Here is a 20,740-nt window from a genome sequence, read left to right as displayed (position 1 = left end):
CGGTGTCCGGTGGTTTCCGGCGAAAACGGCCCGGTACATCAGCTTAGGCGGATATATGACTGTTATCCGGTATTTCTGTGTCTCTCCCGGTGGCGCCGCGCCGTGGGCGCGGCCGTCCGTGGCGCGGCCGCAGCGCCCGATCTGGGGCAGCATCGAAGCAAGGACGCGTAAACGACGTACGGTCCCGGCTCCGTCCGCGCGGTCACCGGCAGCGGCGGCGGGGGCGGCCAGGCGGGAGGCAGTGGTGAGGACAGCGACACTCGGCCCGGCCCAGCGCGGCGAGGCTCTCGCCCGAATGGCGGAGCGGGAACTGGACATCCTCGTGGTCGGCGCGGGCGTCGTCGGCGCGGGCACCGCCCTGGACGCGGCGACCCGCGGACTGGTGACCGGCCTCGTCGAGGCGCGGGACTGGGCGGCCGGCACGTCCAGCAGGTCCAGCAAGCTCATCCACGGCGGACTGCGCTATCTGGAGATGCTCGACTTCGCCCTGGTGCGCGAGGCCCTCAAGGAGCGCGGGCTGCTGCTCCAGCGGCTGGCCCCGCACCTGGTCAGGCCGGTGCCCTTCCTCTACCCGCTCCAGCACAGAGGCTGGGAGCGCTGCTACGCCGGCGCGGGCGTGGCCCTCTACGACGCCATGTCCCTCTCCTCGGGCCACGGCAGGGGGCTGCCCGCCCACCGCCACCTCACCCGCCGGAAGGCACTGCGGGTCGCGCCCTGCCTGCGCAAGGACGCGCTGGTCGGCGCCCTCCAGTACTACGACGCCCAGATGGACGACGCGCGCTACGTCACCACCCTCGTGCGCACCGCCGCCGCCTACGGCGCCGACGTCGCCAACCGGGCGCGGGTCGTGGGCTTCCTGCGCGAGGGCGAGCGCGTGGTCGGCGCCCGGGTGCGGGACCTGGAGCAGGGCGGCGAGTTCGAGGTCCGCGCCCGGCAGATCGTCAACGCCACCGGGGTGTGGACGGACGACACCCAGCAGCTCATCGCCGAGCGCGGCCAGTTCCACGTGCGGGCGTCCAAGGGCATCCACCTGGTCGTCCCCAAGGACCGGATCCACTCCACCACCGGGCTCATCCTGCGCACCGAGAAGAGCGTGCTCTTCGTGATCCCGTGGGGCCGGCACTGGATCATCGGGACGACGGACACCGACTGGGACCTCGACAAGGCCCACCCGGCCGCCTCCAGCGCCGACATCGACTATCTGCTGGAGCACGTGAACTCGGTGCTCGCCGTGCCGCTCAGCCGCGACGACGTCCAGGGCGTCTACGCCGGGCTGCGCCCCCTGCTCGCCGGCGAGTCGGACGCCACCAGCAAGCTCTCGCGCGAGCACACGGTGGCCCACCCGGTGCCGGGGCTGGTGGTCGTGGCGGGCGGCAAGTACACCACGTACCGGGTGATGGCGAAGGACGCCGTCGACGAGGCGGTGCACGGGCTCTCCCAGCGGGTGGCCGACTGCGTCACCGAGGACGTGCCGCTCGTCGGCGCCGAGGGGTACAAGGCCCTGTGGAACGGGCGCGCCCAGCTCGCCCGGCGCACGGGGCTCCACGTCGCGCGGGTCGAACACCTGCTCAGCCGCTATGGCTCGCTGGTGGACGAGGTGCTGTCCTACGTCACCGCCGACCCGGCGATGGGTGAGCCGCTGACCGGGGCCGAGGACTATCTGCGGGCGGAGGTCGTCTACGCCGCCTCCCACGAGGGGGCGCGCCACCTCGACGACGTCCTCACCCGGCGCACCCGGATCTCGATCGAGACCTTCGACCGCGGCACGCGCAGCGCCCGCGAGGCCGCCGAGCTGATCGCGCCCGTGCTGGGCTGGGACGCGGCCCAGGTCGACAAGGAGGTCGAGCACTACGAGAAGCGCGTGGAGGCCGAGCGCGAGTCGCAGCGGCAGCCCGACGACCTGACGGCGGACGCGGCCCGGCTGGGCGCGCCGGACATCCAGCCGGTCTGACGGCCCGTCCATGGGAGCCGATGTCCGGTGTTGTCCTTTGATGTGCACCCGTGCTCATGAGCGGTGTGTGACAGACCGGCAGCTTCGGGAACCGCCCGCGCCGGGACCGGGTCCTGTAGAAGTGACAGGTCCTGTTCAGGGGCGCGGGCGTCGACGCCACCGCATCCCGTCGTCTTCGGCGCGCGTCGGCACACGCTCCTCACCAGGGCTCTCGGACCCTGGCCTTCCGCTGGTCCGCGGATGAGAGACAATGGTCCCTCTGCCAGGGTCGGTTGGTCGCAGAGCTGATTGCCAGAGGGGACGCATGTCGGAGGCGGAGCAGACGCAGGGCACGGCAGGGCGCCTCCTCGCCGGGCGGTACCGCCTCGGGGACGTCCTCGGGCGTGGTGGCATGGGCACGGTCTGGCGGGCGACGGACGAGACCCTGGGCCGTGTGGTCGCGGTCAAGGAGCTGCGCTTTCCGGCCAACATCGACGAGGACGAGAAGCGCCGTCTGATCACGCGCACGCTGCGCGAGGCCAAGGCCATCGCCCGGATCCGCAGCGCCGGCGCCGTCACCGTCTTCGACGTCGTGCACGAGGACGACCGGCCGTGGATCGTCATGGAGCTCATCGAGGGCCGCTCGCTCGCCGACGTCATCCGCGAGGACGGGCCGCTGAAGTGGCGCCGGGCCGCCGAGGTCGGGCTCGCCGTCCTCGACGTGCTGCGCGCCGCGCACCGCGAGGGCATCCTCCACCGCGACGTGAAGCCCTCCAACGTCCTCATCGCGGACGACGGCCGTGTCGTCCTCACCGACTTCGGCATCGCGCAGGTCGAGGGCGACCCCTCGGTCACCTCGACGGGCATGCTCGTCGGCGCCCCCTCGTACATATCCCCCGAGCGCGCCCGCGGCCAGAAGCCCGGCCCGCCCGCCGACCTGTGGTCGCTGGGCGGCCTGCTGTACGCGGCCGTCGAGGGCGCCCCGCCGTACGACAAGGGGTCGGCCATCGCCACCCTCACGGCCGTCATGACCGAGCCCCTGGGGCCGCCGCGCAACGCCGGCCCGCTGGCGGAGGTCATGTACGGGCTGCTGGCCAAGGACCCGCAGAAGCGCCTGGACGAGGCGGGGGCGCGGGCGTTGCTGACGGACGCCGTCAACGCCCCGGACGAGCGGCTGCCCAAGCCGCCCGAGCCTCAGCCCGACCTGGAGGCCACCCAGGCCATCGCCGTGCCGTCCATACCGGAGAAGCCGGTCCGCGCGGCGGCTCCGGCGCGGTCCGGGAAGAAGGACCGCGGCGGGTACGGCTATGACGACGTCCGGTCGTCCGCGTCGGCGTCCCCGGGCTCTTCGTCCCCGTCCTCCTCGTCCCCGTCGTTCTCGTCTCCCTCGTCCTCCCGGTCCGGGGGCCCGGCCGGTGGTGTGTCCGGCGGCGCGCGGTCCGGCTCGTCGTCCGCGCCCTCGCCGGCGGCCGGCGGCGCGGCGGACCAGCGGACGCGGGGCGCCTTCCGGCCTCTGCGCGACGCGGACACCGGCTCGTCGGTCACCGCCGAGCCCGAGGGCGCGGGGCAGCCCGTCAAGCTGCGGGTCGGCAGCGTCGCGGCCGGCGCCAGGGGCGTCCGCGACGCCCGTGGCACGACCTACGGCCGGGCCTCGGTCATGGACGTCGTGCCGCGCCGTGTGCTGCTTGTCGCGGCGGTCGTGGTCGTTCTCGCCGTCATCGGCACGGTGATCGCCCTCGCCGTGAGCGGCGACAAGGACGACAACGGCAAGGGCGGTTCGTCCACGAAGCACAAGAAGGCCGCGGTCGTCTCGACCGCCCCGGCGTACGCCTCCCTGGGCGACCGGGACGGCTTCTCGCGCGCGAACTGACGCGCGCCGGCCCGCGCGACGCCGTGCGGCCTTCCGGGACGGGAGGAGCGCGTGCGCATACCGGGCCGGACTGGTGGGGACGTACTGAACCGTACGCGCCCTAAGGGGCGGGTTCGGCACGTATCGTGAGTCGTCGTGGACCGTACGCAGTCGCGATACGCCGCAAGGCACCGCTGAACGACCGGCTTTGACGGCCGGTCGGTGCGTCGGGGGCGGACCGCGCGACGGCGGATCGCACGAGTGGGGAGGCGTCGTGGACGACTACGCGGGCCGGGTGCTCGCCGACCGTTACCGTCTGCCGTTGCCCCCGTCCGAGGCGTTCGAGCTCGTGGAGACACGGGCGTTCGACACCTACAGCGGTCAGGAGGTCCTGGTCCGGCAGATTCCGCTGCCGGAGGTCGTGGACGCCGAGGTCCTGGGGGGCGACGGCCCCCACGGCCCCGGCACCGCCCGGGGCCCGGCCGGGGCGGGGGCCGGAGGCGCGGGCACACGGCGTACGGCCCCGGGGCCCGGCGACCCGGCGGTGCGCCGCGCGCTGGTGGCCGCCACCGCCGCCGCGCAGATCCCGGACCACCCCCGGCTCGACCAGGTCTTCCACGTCTTCGCGGAGGCGGGCAGCCTCTGGATCGTCAGCGAGCTCGTCTCAGCCCGCCCGCTGGCCGCCCTGCTCGCCGAGCGCACGCTCTCACCGCACCGCGCGGCCGAGGTGGCCGCCGACGTCCTCACCGCCCTGCGCGCCCTCCACGCCCAGGGCTGGACCCACCGCAACATCACCGCCCGGACCGTCCTCATCTGCGACGACGGCCGTGCCATCCTCACCGGCCTGGCCGCCGGCGCGGCCGAGGAGGCGCTGTGCGGCTACGACCCGGTCCCGGAACCGGCGGGCCGGGGGGACCGGTCGCGCCCCTCGCCGTACGGGCCGGGGAGCGGAGGCCCCGGCGGTCCGGGCGCGCGCACCGGGACCGCCGTTCCCCGGCAGGGCGGCGGCGGCACGGCGGGCGGTGCGACAGGCGGCGTGACGGGCGGTACGGCGGGCGGTACGGCGGGCGGTACGGCGGCCCAGGGCACCGGCGAGCTCCATGGCTCGGGGGACGAGCGGGACGAGACCCGGAACGCTCGCGCGGCCCGCTCCGGGGCGATCGCCGCCTACCACGCGGCAGCCCGCGCCGCCGCGCGCGCGGCGGCCGAGGGCGCCGGCCGCCCGGCCGCCGGCGCCTCCACCTGGGGCGGCGGCAGCGCGGCCAGCGGCAGCGCCCCCGCTCCGGGGGCCACCCGCCCCTGGAACGCGGACGGCCTGGTCCGCGGCGGCCCGGGCTCCGCAGGCGCACGCGGTCCCGCGACACCGGGGCAGGGCGGGCCCGGAGTGTCGGGGAAGGGTGGGTCAGGCGTACCGGGCCGGGGCGCGCAGCCCGCCGGTCCGGGGCAGGGCAAGCCCGCTCTGCCGGCTCAAGGAAGGCCCGGTGTATCGGATTCGGGCACGCGGCCCGGCGCCGGCGTCCCGGAGCGCGGCGCTCAGCCTGCCGTGCCCGCCGTACCCGCCGTACCCGCCGTGCCCGCTCAGGGCGGGTCCGCCGGCGGGGCGTCGCCGGCTCCGGCGGGCCGGTCCTCGAACGGCTGGGGGCACCCCAAGGGCCCGGCCGACGCCCTTGCCGCCGAGCGTGCCCGGCAGGCGCGGATGGTCGTGGTGGGCGCCGTCACCGAGCGCTGGGCGCCCGAACAGGCCTGGCCGGTGCAGGAGAACTGGCAGCTCGCGCCCCCCGTCGGCCCCGCCGCCGACCTGTGGGCCCTGGGCGCCCTGCTCTTCCGCGTCGTCCAGGGCCACGCGCCCTACCCCGAGGAGAGCACGGCCGAACTCGTCCAGGTCGTCTGCGCGGAACCGCCCGCGTACGCCGAGGAGTGCGGCGCGCTGCGCCCGGTCGTCGAGTCGCTGATGCGCAAGGACCCGGCCGAGCGGCCCGAGTTCGAGGAGCTCCGCGGCTGGCTCCGGTCGCTGATCCGTTCGGCGCCGGAGCCCGAGCTCGGCAGCCGGACCGTCACCGTGCCGTCGATCGGGGCCCCCGCCCCCGGCGATCCGCGCCGGCTTCCGGTCGTCCGGCGGCGCGGTGAGCTGGTCCGCAAGCGGCGCGACCGCGCGTCCGCCCGGGGCACGGCGGCCGGCCCGGCCCCGGCGAGCGCCCACGGCCGGCACAAGCGGGCGGCCGGGGAGCGGCGTGGGGAGCCCCGGGCCGGGGAGCCCCGGGCCCAGGAGCGGAGCGGCTTCCACACCACGGGCCATCTGCGGGAGGAGCGCGTGCCCGCGACGACCTCCCCGCAGCGGCTGGGAAAGCTGCTCCTCGGCCTGATCCTGCTCGCCCTCCTCGGGGCCGTGCTGTACGCGGTGCTGTTCATGCCGCGCGCGGAGGAGGGCGCCGGGCGCGCCCCGGTGGACCGTACGGGTGCGGCCGGTGCCCTGAGCGCGGCCCCGGGCGGCTCCGCCCCCGCCGGTACGGCGGGCCGGGCCTCCACGGACGGCGCCCGGGACGGCCGGGCCGGGGACGGCACGGGGTCCGGCGCCGGTGCCGCCAAGGGCTTCGCCCTGCGCAAGGACCCCAAGGGCTTCGCCGTGGCCGTCGCCGAGGACTGGCAGCGGCGCGGCGAGAACGGGCGCGGCCAGGTCGTCTTCGCCGGCGGGGACTACGAGCTGATCGTGGTGCCGGGCCGGGACACGGTGGCCGAGTTCGGCGGTGACCCCATGGCCTACCAGCAGGACAAGGAACCCGAGCTGGCCCCGTACCGCGCCTCGTCCTGGTCGGGCTCCTCCGGCCTGCGGCGCGTCGACGTCGGCGGAACGGCGACGGCGGAGGGCACGTTCCACTGGAACGACAGCGGCGGCCGGCAGATCTATGTGCGCAACGCCGCGATGATCCTGGGCGACCGCTACCACCTGCTCCAGGTACGCGGCCCGATGGACGAACAGCGGTCGGTGGACACCTTCTTCGAGCAGGCCATGGCCACGTACCGGATGGGCGGCTGACCGGGCGACGGTTCGCTCGGTTCGCTCAGCCGGCTCAGTCGGCGAAGCGCTCGCGCAGCGTCTGTTTGAGGACCTTGTGCAGGGTGTCGTCGCGGGGCAGCGTGTCGACGAGCTCCAGCTGCTCGGGCAGTTTGTGCACGGCCAGTCCGGCGGCGCGCAGATGGGCCGTGACGGCTTCGAGGGTCAGCGGCCGGGCCCCCGCCGGCTGCTGGATGACGGCGCAGACGCGTTCCCCGCGCAGCGCGTCGGGCAGGCCGATGACGGCGGCGTCCTCGACGCCGGGGTGGTCGTGGAGGAACCGCTCGATCTCCTGCGCCGAGATGTTCTCGCCCTTGCGGATGATGATGTCCTTCACCCGGCCGGTGAGCACGAGATGGCCGTCCTCGGTGAGCCGCCCGAGATCCCCGGTGCGGAGGAAGCCGTCCTCGTCGAACGCCTCGGCCGTCTGGGCCGGGTCGAGATAGCCCCGGCAGACCGCCTCGCCGCGCAGCCGTACCTCCCCGTCCGTCCCGGCGGGGACGGGCGTGCCGTCCCTGCCGGCGACCCGGACCTCCATGCCGGCGGGCGGCCGTCCCTCCGTGGCGGCCAGCCTCTCCTCGGGGTCGTCCGGGCACCCCATAGTGATCATCGGTGCCTCGGTCATCCCGTATCCATGGGCGAGCCGGCAGCCCAGTTCGCGGACCACGTCGTGGTGGAGCGCGGGCGGCCGGGGCGCCCCGCCGCCGGCCATGAGCCGGAGCGTGGGGAGCAGCCTGCGGCCGGGGTTCTTGCGCTGTTCGGCGAGGAACATCGCGTAGAAGGCGGTCGAGCCGCCCGCCACGGTGACACCGTGGCGCCGGTAGGCGGGGAGCGAACCGGGCAGGGAGAAGTGCTCCACGAGCAGCGCGGGGAAGCCTCGCAGGAGCATCGCGACGGTGTAGTCGGGCCCGGCCACGTGCGCGTAGGGGAAGGCCATGGAGCCGACGTCGTCGGGGGTGAGCCGGAGCGCGTCGGCGAGGCAGCCGCCGGCGGCGATGAGGGCGCGGTCCGTGTGCAGGACGCCCTTGGGGGCGGCCGTGGTGCCGGACGTCCAGAAGATCCAGCGGACGGCCGTGCCGTCGGCCGGAGGGGGCGGGAGGATCGCCGGGTCGGCCTCCGGGAGGGCGTCGTGGGCCAGGAATACCAGGGGCGGGGTGGGCAGCGTCAGGGCGACGCGGTGGGCCATCGGCGTGTGGTCGAAGCCCCGCCACAGGCCGGGGACGGCGAAGTACTCGGCTCCGGTGGACCTGAGCGCGTGCCCGACCTCGTGGTCGCGGCAGGCGGGGACGAGGGGGCTCTGGACGGCGCCCAGCCTGGCCAGCGCGAAGGCCAGGACGACGGTTTCGACGCGGGTGGGCAGCTGCCAGGCGACCCGGCTCCCGGGCCCCACGCCGAAGGTGTGGAGCCAGGCGGCCACGCGCTCGGCGCGGCAGCGCAGCCCGCCGAAGGTCATCCGCCGGTCGCCGCCGGGCGCTCCGTCCCGTGCCTCCCGCGCGGGCTCGTCGGCCTGGACGAGCGCGAGGGCGTCCGGGGTGAGCTCCGCGCGGCGTGCGAGGAGTTCCCAGAGCGTGCGGGAGTCCGCCAGTTCCCGGGCGTTGGTGCCGTTCCGCATGAGGGCGCCCTCCGATCTGACGGTACGTCATACCGGGCCGGAGCGTAGGCCGTCGCGCCTTGTCGGTCCAGGGGGCGGGGGCTAGCCTCCTAGTGAACTGACGGAGTGTCAGATATGGCGAAGGGGCACCCCCATGGAGCTGCCGCGCATCGTCAGCGTCGACGATCACGTGATCGAGCCGGCCCATCTCTTCGATGCCTGGCTGCCCGCGAAGTATCGTGACAGCGGCCCGCGCCCCCTGACCGCCGGGATCGGGGAGCTGGAGTACGTCGGCGGTAAGTACCGGTTCACCACGGACTCGGAAGGTCAGGTCACCGACTGGTGGGAGTACGAGGGGGGGCTCTTCCCGTACAAGCGCGTCATTGCCGCCGTCGGCTTCTCGCGGGACGAGATGACCCTGGAGGGCATCACGCGCGAGGAGATGCGCCAAGGCTGCTGGGACCCGAAGGCGCGGCTGGCGGACATGGACCTGGGCCACGTCGAGGCGTCCTTGTGCTTCCCCACCTTCCCGCGTTTCTGCGGGCAGACCTTCGCGGAGGCCCGTGACAAGGAGGTCGCGCTGGCCTGTGTGCGGGCCTACAACGACTGGATGGTCGAGGAGTGGTGCGGCGACAGCGGCGGCCGGCTGATCCCGCTGTGCCTGATCCCGCTGTGGGACGTGGGCCTGGCCGTGGCGGAGATCCGGCGGAACGCGGCGCGCGGCGTGCGGGCGGTGACCTTCAGCGAGCTCCCCACGTATCTGGGGCTGCCGTCGATCCACTCCGGCTACTGGGACCCGTTCTTCGCCGCCTGCGAGGAGACGGGGACGGCGGTGTGCATGCACATCGGGTCCTCCTCCCAGATGCCCGCCGCCTCCCCCGACGCCCCGCCTGCCGTCCAGGCCACGCTCTCCTTCAACAACGCCATGGCCTCGATGTCGGACTTCCTCTTCAGCGGCGTCCTCGTCCGCTTCCCCCGCCTGAAACTTGCCTACAGCGAGGGACAGATGGGCTGGATCCCCTACGCCCTGGAACGCGCCGACGACGTCTGGCGCGAACACCGCGCCTGGGGCGGCGTCCGCGATCTGATCCCCGAACCGCCCTCCACCTACTACTACCGGCAGATCTACTGCTGCTTCTTCCGCGACAAGCACGGCGTCGACTCACTCGACGCGGTCGGTCGCGACAACGCCACCTTCGAGACCGACTACCCCCACGTCGATTCGACGTGGCCGCACACCAAGGAGGTGGCGCTCGACCATGTGCGGGGCCTCGACGAGGAGACCGTCCACAAGCTGATGCGCGGCAACGCCATCCGCATGCTCGGCCTGGACCTCGACGAACCGGGGAGCTGAGCCGGTGGACCTCGCCCATACCGCGGAAGAGGAGGAGTTCCGCCGGGAGCTCCGCGCCTGGCTGGACGCGACGCTGCCCGGTCTGCCCTCCAAACCGTCACCGGACGACTGGCCCGCCCGCCGCGCCTACGACTGCGCCTGGCAACGGGCGCTGTACGACGCCGGGTACGCCGGACTGCACTGGCCCGCCGACGCCGGCGGCGGGGGCGCGCTCCCCGGCAAGCACCTGATCTTCCTGGAGGAGACCGAACGGGCGGGAGCCCCCTATGTCGGCGCCAACTTCGTCGGCCTCCTGCACGCGGGCCCCACCATCGCGACCGAGGGGACCGCCGCCCAGCGCGCCCGCTGGCTGCCGCCCATTCTGCGCGGCGAGGAGGTGTGGTGCCAGGGCTTCTCCGAGCCGGACGCCGGTTCCGACCTGGCCTCCCTGCGCACCCGCGCGGTCCGTGACGGCGACGCCTACGTCGTCACCGGCGGCAAGATCTGGACCTCGCACGCCGAGGTCGCCGACTGGTGCGAACTGCTCGTCCGCACCGGCCCCCCGGACTCCGGGCGCCGGGGCCTGACCTGGCTCGCCCTGCGCATGGACGCCCCCGGGGTGACGGTTCGCCCGCTGCGCACCCTCGCCGGGTCGGCGGAGTTCGCCGAGGTGTTCCTCGACGGGGTGCGCGTGCCGCTCTCCCATCGCGTCGGCGCCGAGAACGACGGCTGGCGCGTCACCATGGTCACGCTCTCCCACGAGCGCGGCACCGCCTTCGCGGGGGAAACCGTCGCCTGCCGTCGCACCCTCGTGGAGCTGGCCCGCGCGGCACGGGACAACGGGCGCTGGGACGATCCCGTCCTCCGGCGCCGACTGGGCCGCCTCAACGCCGAATTCGGCGCGTTGTGGCGGCTCGTCCAGTGGAACACGAGCGAGGCGGAAGCGGCGCTCCGCGCGGGCGGCGACGGGGTGCCCGGCGTCGGTGCCTCGGTCTTCAAACTGCGCTATTCCCACGCGCGGCAGGAGCTCTACGACGCGGCCGCCGACGTCCTGGGCCCGTTCTCACTGGACGCCGCTCACGAATGGACCACCGGGCGCCTCACGTCCCTCGCCTACACCATCGCCGCCGGCACCTCCCAGATCCAGCAGAACATCATCGCCGAGCGCGTCCTCGGCCTCCCCAAAGGGCGGTGACCCAAGGGCATGGACTTCCGGCCGAGTCACGATCAGCGCGCTCTGATCGCGGGAATGCGGACGCTCCTGGCGGCGCGATTCCCCCGGGAGAAACTCCGGGAATCCATCGATGTCAAAGTGCTGGAAGGTGCTCTCGACCGCTCTCTGTGGCGGGAGTTGGGGACGTGCGGATTCTTCTCCCTGAGACTCGCGGAGAAGGACGGCGGAGCCGGGCTCGGCCTGACGGAGGCGGTGCTCCTCTTCGAGGAAGCGGGCCGCCACCTGCTCCCCGGCCCGCTCGTGGCCACCCACCTGGCGGCCGGCCTGATCCCCGGCGCGGCCGACGGCGAGACCGTGGTGACGGCCCTGGAGGGGCCCGGCATGGTCGAGCACCTCTCCGTCGCCGATGTCGTACTCGTTCTCGACGGTGACCGTCTCCGGGCGCTGGAGGTGACGGACGGTCACGGACCGGGCGCCCTGCCGGGCCGTCCGGTGCGGTCGGTGGACCCCACGACGCCCCTGCGTCACGTGGGGAAAATGCCCGGGTGCGCACAGGCTCTGCCGGTCGTGGGCGCCGGAGGGGGCGGGTGTGCCGGGGGTGATACCGCTCGCCTTCGCCGGGAAGCGTCGCTGCTGACCGCCGCGCAGCAACTCGGCAGTGCCGGCCGCACTCTGGACATGGCCGTCTCCCACGCGAAGAACCGCAGACAGTTCGGCCGCCCGATCGGCGCCTTCCAGGCCGTGCAGCACCTGTGCGCCCAAATGCTCGCCCGTACGGAACTCGCACGCGTAAGCGTATATGCGGCGTCACTCACGGCCACCGAAAACGATATCGACGGGGCCCGGCTGCTGGCGGACGAGGCGGCCGTCCGTAATGCCCGCGACTGTTTGCAACTGCATGGGGGCATGGGCTTCACCTGGGAGGCGGATGTCCACCTCCATCTGAAACGGGCCTGGCTGAGGCGGACGCAGTGGCAGCCGGCCGAGGGTGCTGAAGAGGCGCTGGCCCGGGCCCTGCTCGCCCCTTCCGGAGAATTGCCCGACGGAATCGCGAACCATTCGAATGACGCCGGGTAATCGGCTCGGCTTTAATGTCGCCCCTGCCGCCATGGAATGATCACGCTGCGTCGATATCGAGTTGTGTTCTTCGCGCAAGTCGTCACTGTATGGAGTCGCGCCGGGTTTCGGGTACTCTCCGTGAGATGCGAGTGGTTCAAGGGCGCAATAAATCCGGTCCCGCCGAAGAAGTGGTACCGGGCAGGGAAACGCCCTTCGTCCTTGTCGGCCCGGAGGCGGGAACGCCCCGGTGCCCGAGCCCCTCAAGCGCGCGCCGCACAGTATGCAGTACGCATGCTCCCCTGCGCCGGAATATGCCCGAAGCGCTTGTCGGGGTGACTGTACGTCAACCATGCTGTCGCCGAAGGGGGTCACGCTCAGTGATCCCGTCGGGCAGCGAGGCGTTGTGTCCGCCGGTTCGGATGGTGTGAGCGGTGCAGGTGCTTCAGGTGCAGATCGAGGTGGGGGCCGACCCCTCGGAAGTGGGGCGGGCCCGTAGGTGGGCGCGGTCACGGCTCGCCGGGTGCGGGATAGGGCTCGACGAGCCCCTGGCCGAGACGCTGATCCTGCTGATCTCGGAGCTGGTCACCAACGCCGTGGTGCACACCGGCTGTCCGGCCGTCCTGCGGATGCTCCTCCCGGGCGCCGCGAGCCCCGCCGGCCCGGCGCTGGACGCCCCGCCGGGCACCGTCCGGGTAGAGGTGGCCGACATCAGCGCCCGGCCGCCGACGCGGCGGTGGGCCGAGGGTGGCGACACGGGAGGCAGGGGTCTGGAGTTGGTGGACGGACTCGCCGACCGCTGGGGCTGGCAGCGCGAGGGCACCGGCAAGCGCGTCTGGTGCGAGGTCGACCGCGGCGGGCCGTGCTGGAGTAGTGCTTTCGAGCCACAACACGCCGCGACAAATCGGGCGTAGTCGACAAAGTCCAGACCAGGTGTTGACGTGAAGTGGTCACGTGATCACCCTGGATGCAGCGATTCGTTGCGAGGGGACGTCGAGAGGTCCGGCTGTCCTGGGCTGCCTTGGCGAGTGCGGGTCGCGATCCGGCGCGACGACAGGGCTGAGGCGCCGGAGCTGGTTGGCGGCGCACGGTGCCGTGCTCGGGGTGCGCATCTGTGCGCCGCCGCCCATCCGTTGCCCCGGGTGCCCGCCGGGCCCCGTCAGAAGATCGCCACAGGCGCCACGGGCGTTCCCGTCCCGCCGACGAACGGCTCCGGCATGGCCGCCAGGAGAAAGGCGTAGCGCCGCTCCTCCGCGCATACGGCGGAGAGTTCCTCCAGATTCCAGTTCTGGCCCTGGGGCATGCCCATCTCCACCAGGTCGAGCGCGTGTACGGGCATCCAGAGGTCCGCGATCTCCGGCGGGAAGATCTCGAACGTGAGGGTGTCATTGGCGACGGCGGCCACGTCGCGGGCGTGGAACCACTCGGGCGTGCGGATCGACAGGCCCGGGGAGGGATGGGCGTACGCGTGTTTGTCGCCGGCCAGGAAACGCTGGACCTGTCCCGTCCTGACGAGCACGATGTCGCCCGGCCGGACCGTGACCCGGGCCAGCTCCTCCGCCGCCTCCAGATCCTCGGGCGTGACGGCGTGGTCGCCTTCGAGCCGGTCCACGCCCCTGGCGCGGGCGACGTCGAGCAGGACGCCGCGCGAGACGATGTGCCCGGCCTTCTCCACGCCGTTGAAGGCCGAGCGGCCCTGGGCGGTGATCGAGTCCGCCGGACGGCCGTTGTATAGCTTCCCGCCGTGGGAGACGTGCGAGAGCCCGTCCCAGTGCGTACCGGCCTGCAGCCCCATGGTCACGACATCGTCGCTGGTGGCGACGGTGCCCGGCCCGAACGGCTCCATATTGATCGCCACCATGGTGTGCAGCGGGTTGACCCTGCCCGGGATCATCCCCGTCTGTACGCCGTCCTGGTGGAGGGGCAGCGCGAGCGGGACCCGCCGCCCGCTGGTCACGGCCGCGGCGGCCTCGCGCACCACCGCGTCGGTGATGAGGTTGAGCGTGCCTATCTCGTCACCCTCGCCCCAACGGCCCCAGTTGTTAAGCCGCTTGGCCAGTTCGTAGAACTCGGACGGCAGTGGCATGGAAGTCCTCCCGGATGATGCCTGTGCGGCTCCGCCGCGGCTTCGGCCGCGGGGCTTGTGCTCACGCCCGTGCTGCCCAAAAATCTAACGGACCGTCAGAAACTGCGGGAGGGGGCCACACCGTGGGGGACTTCTTGGCAGGCAAGGTGATCGCCGTCACCGGCGCCGGACGGGGGATCGGCAGGGCGGTCGCCCTGGCGTGCGCCACCGAGGGGGCCCGGGTCGTCGTCAACGACTACGGGGTGTCCGTGGCGGGAGAGGAGCCCTCGAGCGAGATCGCCACCGCCGTCGCCAAGGAGATCGAGGCCCTCGGCGGCGAGGCTACGGCCGTCGCGGACGACGTCTCCACGATGGCCGGCGGCCGGCGGATCGTGGACACGGCGATCGCCCGGTACGACCGCCTCGACGGCGTCGTGTGCGGAGCGGGCATCCTCCGCGAGCGCATGATCTTCAATATGACCGAGGAGGAATGGGACCCGGTCATCGCCACCCATCTGAAGGGCACCTTCACCGTCTTCCGCGCCGCCTCCGCCGTGATGCGCCGGCAGCGCGCCGGCACCCTCATCGGATTCACCAGCGGCAACCACCAGGGAAGCGTCTCCCAGGCCAACTACGCCTCCGCCAAGGGCGGGATCATCTCCCTCGTCCGCAGCGCCGCCCTGGGGCTGCACAAGTACGGCGTCACCGCCAACTGCGTCGCCCCCGTGGCCCGCACCCGGATGTCCGCCGGCGTACCCATGGAACTCAAGGAGATCGGCACACCCGAGGACGTGGCCCCCCTGGTCGTCTACCTGCTCGGCGACCGCGCCCGGGAGCAGGGCGTCACCGGCCAGGTCTACACCGTCGCCGGACCCAAGATCGCCGTCTGGGCCCAGCCGCGCGAACTGCGCGCCGCCTACGCCGAGGGCCGCTGGACCCCCGAACGGATCGCCGAGGTCCTCCCAGAGACCGTCGGCACCGATCCGATGCCCCTGCTGGACCGGCTCCGGGCGATGGCCGACGCGGCCGCCGCCGGCCGGCGCCCCAACGTGTGACGCGGCGGACCGCGAAGGGAGAGGCACAGCGCCATGGACTTCGCATTCGGGCCGGAGGACGAGGCATTCCGCCAGGAGGCCCGGACCTGGCTGGCCGGGCATCTGCCCGGACACACGGCCCGGCACCAGGACGGTGACGGGCGCCCCGCGCCCGGCCGCGCGTGGGAGCGCGAACTCGGCACCGGCGGCTGGATCGGCCTCGGCTGGAGCCCCCACCGAGGCACCCACGGCAACCGTACGGCCTCCCTCACCGGACAGGTCGTCTGGGCCGAGGAGTACGCCCGCGCCGGGGCGCCCGCCCGCCTCGGCCACCTGGGCGAGAACCTCCTGGCACCCACCCTCCTCGCCCACGGCGACGACGCCCAGTGCGCCCGCTTCCTCCCCGCCATCGCCCGGGGCGAGGAGATCTGGTGCCAGGGCTACAGCGAACCCGGCGCTGGCTCGGACCTCGCCGGCGTCCGGACCACCGCCACACGCGCCGACGGCGGCTGCGTCTACCGGATCGACGGGCAGAAGATCTGGACCTCCCTCGCCCACGAGGCCGACTGGTGCTTCGTCCTCGCCCGCACCACCGAGGGCTCACGGCGCCATCACGGACTCTCCTTCCTGCTCGTGTCGATGGACCAGCCCGGCCGCGTCGAGGTCCGGCCGATCCGCCAGCTGACCGGGACCGCAGACTTCAACGAGGTGTTCTTCGACGGCGCCGAGGCCCGCGCCGAACACCTCGTCGGCGGCGAGGGCGACGGCTGGCGGGTCGCCCTGGGACTCCTCGCCAGGGAGCGTGGGGTCTCCACCCTCGTCCAGCAGATCGGCTTCGCCGCCGAACTGGCGCGAGTGGTCCGCCTGGCCGTGGAGACCGGTGCCGCAGAGGAGCCGGCGGTACGGGACCGGCTCGTACGGCAGTGGGCCGAACTCCAGGTCATGCGCTGGAACGCCCTGCGGACCCTGGGGTCCGCGGACACCCCCGGGGCGCCCAGCGTCGCCAAGCTGCTGTGGGGTGGCTGGCACCAGCGGCTCGGCGAACTGGCGATGCGGGTGCGCGGCGCCCCCGCCACCCTGGGGCCGGACCCCTGGAGCGCCGGCAGCCCGTACCGGCTGGACACCCTGCAACGCCTGTTCCTCTTCAGCCGGGCCGACACCATCTACGGCGGCTCGGACGAGATCCAGCGCAACATCATCGCCGAGCGCGTACTCGGTCTGCCCAAGGAGGCACGGACATGACGGCGTACGGGCACTGGATCGCCGGCGCCTGGCGCGCGCCGGAAAAAGGGCACTATCCAGTTGTCAATCCGGCGACCGAGAAGGTCGTCGGGGAGGCCCCGGAGTCGACTCCCGCCGAAGTCGCCGACGCCGTGGCCGCCGCGCGGGCCGCGCAGGACGGCTGGTCCCGTACGAGTCCGCGCGAACGCGCGGCCGTACTGGACCGGATCGCTGATCTGATCACCGAACGGAGCGAGGAGCTCGCGCCCCTCCTCCAGGCCGAGACCGGCGCGACGACACGCGTCACCTCGGCCATGCAACTTCCCCCCGCCGCCGAACGCTTCCACCGGTACGCGCGGGGCGCCACGGAACCGCACGTCGTCCCGCTCGCGCCACGCCCCGTAGGGGCGAGCCCCCTCGCACCCGGCGGCCTGCTCGGCGCCGCCGCCGTGCGCCGCCCCGTGGGCGTCGTCGGCTGTATCACCTCCTACAACTTCCCTCTCGTCAATCTCGCGGGCAAGGCCGCACCCGCCCTGGCCATGGGCAATACGGTCGTCGCGAAGCCGGCGCCGCAGGACCCGCTCTGCTGCCTGGAGCTGGGCCCGTTGTGCCGCGAGGCCGGGCTTCCCGACGGGGTGTTCAACGTGGTCACCGGCTCGGGCGCGGGAGCCGGGGAGGCGCTCGTGGCGCACCCCGGCGTCGACATGATCAGCTTCACCGGTTCCAGCGGGGTGGGAAAGAAGATCGCCGAGGCCGCGGGGAGGTCGATGAAGCGCACCCTGATGGAACTGGGCGGCAAGGGCGCGGCCATCGTCCTGGAGGACGCCGACGAGGCGGTGGTCAAGTCGGCGATCGGGGCGGTCGGTTCGGTCTGGTCCTTCCACAGTGGGCAGATCTGCACGGCGCCGACCCGCGTGCTCGTCCACCGGTCGCTGTACGAGCGGGTCGTCGCCGGTCTCACACGCTACGCCGGGTCACTGATCGTCGGGGACCCTGTGGATAACTCCACCGTCGTGGGCCCGTTGATCTCCGCCGAGCAGCGCGACCGCGTCGAGGCCCACATCGCAGGGGCCCGTGACCAGGGCGCCCGCGTCGTCGTCGGGGGCGCGCGCCCCGCCGTCCGCCCGGGTTTCTACGTCGCCCCCACCCTCATCACGGACGTCACCCCCGACATGACCGTGGCCCGCGAGGAGATCTTCGGCCCCGTCGTGGTCGTGATCGTCTTCGACGACGAGGACGAGGCGGTCCGTATCGCCAACGGCACCGCGTACGGCCTCCACGACTACGTCTTCAGCGCCGACACCGGTCGTGCCTGGGCCCTCGCCGCCCGGCTCCGCAGCGGGAACGTCGGCGTGAACACCGTCCAGCGGCACCCGGAGACGCCCTTCGGGGGGTTCAAGGAGAGCGGGACAGGTCGCGACGGCGGCTCGTTCGCCCTCGACGCGTACAGCGAACTCCAGTCGGTCGTCTGGCCGTCCTGAGCCCTGCCCCGGCGAGGACCACCGATGGGAGGACCACCGATGAGAGGCGTCATCTTCGACGGCGAGCGGCCCCGTTTCGTCGACGACCTGGAGGTACGGGACCCGGGCCCCGGCGAGGTGCTCGTCGCCGTCGCCGCGGCCGGCCTCTGCCACAGCGATCTCGCGGTTGTCGACGGCACCATTCCGCATCCCCTTCCCGTGGTCCTCGGGCACGAGGGCGCGGGCGTGGTCGAGGCCGTCGGGCCGGGTGTCGCACACGTCTCACCCGGCGATCACGTCGCCCTGTCCACTCTGGCCTCCTGCGGCGCCTGCGCCGACTGCGACCGGGGACGGCCCGCCATGTGCCGCGCGGCCTTCGGCAGGCCCGGCAGGCCCTTCCGGCGGAACGGGGAGAAGCTGTTCCACTTCGCGGCCACCTCCGTCTTCGCCGAGCGGACGGTCGTCAAGGCCGTCCAGGCCGTCAGGATCCCCGCCGACGTCCCGCCGGCCCCGGCGGCCCTCCTCGGCTGCGGCGTCCTGACCGGCGTCGGCGCGGTCCTCAACCGCGCCCGCGTGGGCCAGGGCGAGTCCGTCCTCGTCATCGGGGCGGGCGGGGTCGGCCTCAATGTGCTGCAAGGAGCGCGGATCGCCGGTGCCGCTCCGGTCGTCGCCGTCGACGCGAACCCCGCGAAGGAGAAAACGGCCCGGCTCTTCGGCGCCACGCACTTCGTCCACGCCTCCGCCGGTCGCGACGTCCTCGCCGCCGTCCGGGAGGTCCTGCCCGCCGGAGCCGATCACGCCTTCGAGTGCGTCGGCGACGTCCGGCTCGTCCGGCAGGCGGTGGACCTCCTCGGGCGGCATGGCCAGGCGGTCCTGCTGGGCGTGCCGCCCATCGGCGCGGAGGCGTCGTTCCCGGTCTCGTCCCTCTATCTGGACAAGTCGATCCTGGGCTGCCGATACGGCTCGTCCCGGCCGCAGCACGACATCGCGCTCTACGCCCGGCTGTACCGGGAGGGCCGCCTGATGCTCGACGAACTCGTCACCCGGGTCTACCCCGTCGAGGAGTTCGCACAGGCCATGGACGACATGAACAACCGTACGGTGGCCCGGGGCGTCCTCTCCTTCGACCGGTGAGCCGGTCGTCCTCCATGTGATCCCCTTCGCGGGTCTTGCGCGGGCCGTCGCCTGAGCGTGGGGTTGGCCTGTGCCTTTCGTGCCGAGCGGCCCGATTCCGGACCGGCCGGAACGGAACCTCGCGGCCTCTGGGGGAATCATTCTTGGAGAGAGGGGCTGACATGACACAGCAGGCCGATCCGCACGCGATAGCGGAACAGATACCGGACGAGGCGATGGACGCCGCGTCCGCGCCGTGCTGCGGAGCACCGCACCGGGCGGCGCGCGACGACGGGTTCGGCGCGGCGTTCTGCGCCTCGATGGCCACGCTCTGCGCGGAGATCGTCGTCGCCGCGACGGCCGGGGTGCTCGTCCTTCTCTCCCGGGAACACGACGGGCTTCCCAAGGGCCCCCTCCTGATCGCCGCGGTGGCCCTCGGCGCCCTGCTCCTGACCGTGCTGCTCAGCGGCTTCGTCACCGCCGCCGCCGTCATGCCCGGGCTGGCGCTGGCCCGGCGTACGGCACGCGCCCGGGAACGGAGCGACAGCGCGCTGTGGACCGCCGGGGCCGCGACCGCCGTCGCGGCGGCGGCCGTCGTCGTGTTCGGCGGCGTGGCGGCGCTCGGCACCCTCTCCCTCGCGTGGCCGTTCAGTTATCCGATCTGGTGGGGCGCTCTCACGGTCGTACTGGTGCCCGCCGCGCTGGCCGGCCGGGCGGCCGCCCGCAGGGTTCAGGAGGGCCGCTCCGGCAGCGTGGCCCGCCGGGTGACGCGCGACGGTCTGCTGGCCTGGCTGGTCGTCGGCGCGCTCGGCGCCGGGGCGTACGGCACGGGCCTGGTGAGTGTGTACGAGCCGCCGCGCCTGACCAAGTCGGACCTCGCCGGCACCTGGACGGACGGCCGTGGCGGCACGGTCAAGCTGGCCTCGGACGGCAACGCGATCGCCGAGGGGCTCGACAACTTCACCTGGGACGGCACGGGCAAGGACCGGCCCAAGGACTGCGACGGCTCCGGCACCTGGACGCCGGTCAAGGACGGCGGCCGTGTCCAGGGCGTCTCCCTGCGGATCAGCGCCTGCGAGCTGTCCCGCGACTGGAGCGTCATCGGTACGGAGAAGGAGCCGCGGATCTTCCACGAGATCGGCAAGCCGGGCTCCGGCAAGCGCTATGTGCTGACGAAGGTGGTCAAGCACAGGAAGCGGTGACCGGAAGGGCGTGACCGCGATGGACGCGACCGCGATGGACGTGACGCGGTGGACGTGCCCGTCAGGGGCGGGACGCCCGCTCGTCGTACGTCCCGAACGCGTCGAAGGTGCCGAAGCCGCTCCGGTGGAACAGCAGGGGGCCGGCGCTCGCCGCGTTCTCGTCCGTCCCCAGGGCCGCCACGCGCCCCACGACGATGAGGTGGTCCCCTGCCGTGTGCACCGCGTGGATCACACAGTCCACCCAGGCGGGCACGTCCTCGATCCTGGGCGAACCGGTCGCCGGGGCGGGGGTGTGGGGGACTCCGGTGAACTTGTCGGCCGTTTGCGCGCCGCTGACCGCGAAACCCCGGCAGAGCGCTCCTTGCCCGGAGCCCAGGATGTTGACGCAGAAGACGCCCGCGCGGGCCACGCGGGGCCAGGTCGTGGACGTACGGCCGACCATGAAGACGACCAGGGGTGGGTCGAGGGACAGCGAGGCGAACGACTGGCAGGCGAAGCCGGCCGGAGGCTCGCCGTCCGCCCCGGGCGCCGTGATCACGGTGACTCCGCTGGCGAAGTGCCCCAGCACCGTCCGGAAGGCCTCCGGATTCGGTGGATTTGGCGGAGGAGGCTCGTCCGCTCGTACGGCCCGCAGAGCCGGGCGGGGGAGCGGGGGAAGGC

At 73.3% G+C, this 20,740-nt stretch carries 14 protein-coding genes and 1 pseudogene; 12 read left to right on the top strand and 3 right to left on the bottom strand.

Going from position 1 to position 20,740, the window contains the following annotated elements:
- Positions 1–244 precede the first annotated feature (244 nt).
- From K6I33_RS00965 to K6I33_RS00955, 3 genes and pseudogenes are all read left to right on the top strand, one after another.
- The gene (locus K6I33_RS00965) at positions 245–1,951 is read left to right on the top strand and encodes a glycerol-3-phosphate dehydrogenase/oxidase (protein WP_229347396.1); all 1,707 of its coding nucleotides are present in this window, start codon (positions 245–247) and stop codon (positions 1,949–1,951) included.
- 304 nt (positions 1,952–2,255) lie between these two features.
- Positions 2,256–3,788 (top strand): annotated as a pseudogene (locus K6I33_RS00960) (serine/threonine-protein kinase); the annotation flags it as partial.
- Positions 3,789–4,053: 265 nt separating this feature from the next.
- Positions 4,054–6,813: a protein kinase gene (locus K6I33_RS00955; RefSeq protein WP_229347391.1), complete on the top strand. Its 2,760-nt coding sequence runs from the start codon at positions 4,054–4,056 to the stop codon at positions 6,811–6,813.
- Between the two features lie 34 nt (positions 6,814–6,847).
- Here the strand turns inward: K6I33_RS00955 and K6I33_RS00950 are convergent, their stop codons facing one another.
- On the bottom strand, positions 6,848–8,443 hold the full coding sequence (locus tag K6I33_RS00950) for a class I adenylate-forming enzyme family protein (protein WP_229347383.1): 1,596 nt from the start codon (positions 8,441–8,443) through the stop codon (positions 6,848–6,850).
- A 133-nt stretch (positions 8,444–8,576) separates the two neighbouring features.
- On the opposite strand from K6I33_RS00950, the gene K6I33_RS00945 reads away from it, so the two are divergent.
- The 4 genes from K6I33_RS00945 to K6I33_RS00930 all read left to right on the top strand — a co-directional run bounded on the left by K6I33_RS00945 (position 8,577) and on the right by K6I33_RS00930 (position 12,899).
- Positions 8,577–9,776 carry an amidohydrolase family protein gene (locus tag K6I33_RS00945; RefSeq protein ID WP_229347379.1) on the top strand — a complete coding sequence of 400 codons (1,200 nt, stop codon included), beginning with the start codon at positions 8,577–8,579 and terminating at the stop codon, positions 9,774–9,776.
- A gap of 4 nt (positions 9,777–9,780) precedes the next feature.
- A complete protein-coding gene (locus tag K6I33_RS00940) occupies positions 9,781–10,950 on the top strand; it encodes an acyl-CoA dehydrogenase family protein (RefSeq protein ID WP_229347377.1) in 1,170 nt (389 codons plus the stop codon).
- 9 nt (positions 10,951–10,959) lie between these two features.
- Positions 10,960–12,006 (top strand): acyl-CoA dehydrogenase family protein, encoded by a 1,047-nt coding sequence (locus K6I33_RS00935; RefSeq protein WP_229347365.1) that lies wholly within the window; start codon positions 10,960–10,962, stop codon positions 12,004–12,006.
- A gap of 413 nt (positions 12,007–12,419) precedes the next feature.
- On the top strand, positions 12,420–12,899 hold the full coding sequence (locus tag K6I33_RS00930; RefSeq protein WP_229347354.1) for an ATP-binding protein: 480 nt from the start codon (positions 12,420–12,422) through the stop codon (positions 12,897–12,899).
- Between the two features lie 245 nt (positions 12,900–13,144).
- On the opposite strand, the gene K6I33_RS00925 is transcribed toward K6I33_RS00930, so the two are convergent.
- Positions 13,145–14,071, bottom strand: coding sequence for a cyclase family protein (locus K6I33_RS00925; protein WP_229347352.1), 927 nt, complete (start codon positions 14,069–14,071; stop codon positions 13,145–13,147).
- A 122-nt stretch (positions 14,072–14,193) separates the two neighbouring features.
- Between K6I33_RS00925 and K6I33_RS00920 the strand changes: the two genes are divergently transcribed.
- From K6I33_RS00920 to K6I33_RS00900, 5 genes are all read left to right on the top strand, one after another.
- Positions 14,194–15,105, top strand: coding sequence for an SDR family NAD(P)-dependent oxidoreductase (locus tag K6I33_RS00920; protein ID WP_229347350.1), 912 nt, complete (start codon positions 14,194–14,196; stop codon positions 15,103–15,105).
- Positions 15,106–15,138: 33 nt separating this feature from the next.
- Complete coding sequence (locus tag K6I33_RS00915; RefSeq protein ID WP_229347343.1) at positions 15,139–16,326, top strand: acyl-CoA dehydrogenase family protein; 1,188 nt, start codon at positions 15,139–15,141, stop codon at positions 16,324–16,326.
- On the top strand, positions 16,323–17,786 hold the full coding sequence (locus tag K6I33_RS00910; RefSeq protein WP_229347341.1) for an aldehyde dehydrogenase: 1,464 nt from the start codon (positions 16,323–16,325) through the stop codon (positions 17,784–17,786). The genes K6I33_RS00915 and K6I33_RS00910 overlap by 4 nt, the downstream gene beginning before the upstream one ends.
- Before the next feature lie 39 nt (positions 17,787–17,825).
- Entirely contained in the window at positions 17,826–18,899 is a 1,074-nt protein-coding gene (locus tag K6I33_RS00905; RefSeq protein WP_229347327.1) for a Zn-dependent alcohol dehydrogenase, read from the top strand.
- 161 nt (positions 18,900–19,060) lie between these two features.
- On the top strand, positions 19,061–20,080 hold the full coding sequence (locus tag K6I33_RS00900; protein ID WP_229347324.1) for a hypothetical protein: 1,020 nt from the start codon (positions 19,061–19,063) through the stop codon (positions 20,078–20,080).
- A 61-nt stretch (positions 20,081–20,141) separates the two neighbouring features.
- On the opposite strand, the gene K6I33_RS00895 is transcribed toward K6I33_RS00900, so the two are convergent.
- Positions 20,142–20,740: flavin reductase family protein (locus tag K6I33_RS00895; protein WP_229347322.1), on the bottom strand; the 599-nt coding region annotated here is incomplete at its 5' end.

This window comes from Streptomyces sp. UNOB3_S3, from assembly GCF_020740895.1.
Classification (GTDB): domain Bacteria; phylum Actinomycetota; class Actinomycetes; order Streptomycetales; family Streptomycetaceae; genus Streptomyces.
This window is presented reverse-complemented; position numbering and strand designations above follow the sequence as displayed.

Bases quoted from the DNA above. Each gene is read 5' to 3' on its own strand.
- K6I33_RS00950 (WP_229347383.1), bottom strand. From the start codon at position 8,443: ATGCGGAACGGCACCAACGCCCGGGAACTGGCGGACTCCCGCACGCTC.
- K6I33_RS00945 (WP_229347379.1), top strand. From the start codon at position 8,577: ATGGAGCTGCCGCGCATCGTCAGCGTCGACGATCACGTGATCGAGCCG.
- K6I33_RS00935 (WP_229347365.1), top strand. From the start codon at position 10,960: ATGGACTTCCGGCCGAGTCACGATCAGCGCGCTCTGATCGCGGGAATG.
- K6I33_RS00925 (WP_229347352.1), bottom strand. From the start codon at position 14,071: ATGCCACTGCCGTCCGAGTTCTACGAACTGGCCAAGCGGCTTAACAAC.
- K6I33_RS00915 (WP_229347343.1), top strand. From the start codon at position 15,139: ATGGACTTCGCATTCGGGCCGGAGGACGAGGCATTCCGCCAGGAGGCC.
- K6I33_RS00910 (WP_229347341.1), top strand. From the start codon at position 16,323: ATGACGGCGTACGGGCACTGGATCGCCGGCGCCTGGCGCGCGCCGGAA.
- K6I33_RS00905 (WP_229347327.1), top strand. From the start codon at position 17,826: ATGAGAGGCGTCATCTTCGACGGCGAGCGGCCCCGTTTCGTCGACGAC.
- K6I33_RS00900 (WP_229347324.1), top strand. From the start codon at position 19,061: ATGACACAGCAGGCCGATCCGCACGCGATAGCGGAACAGATACCGGAC.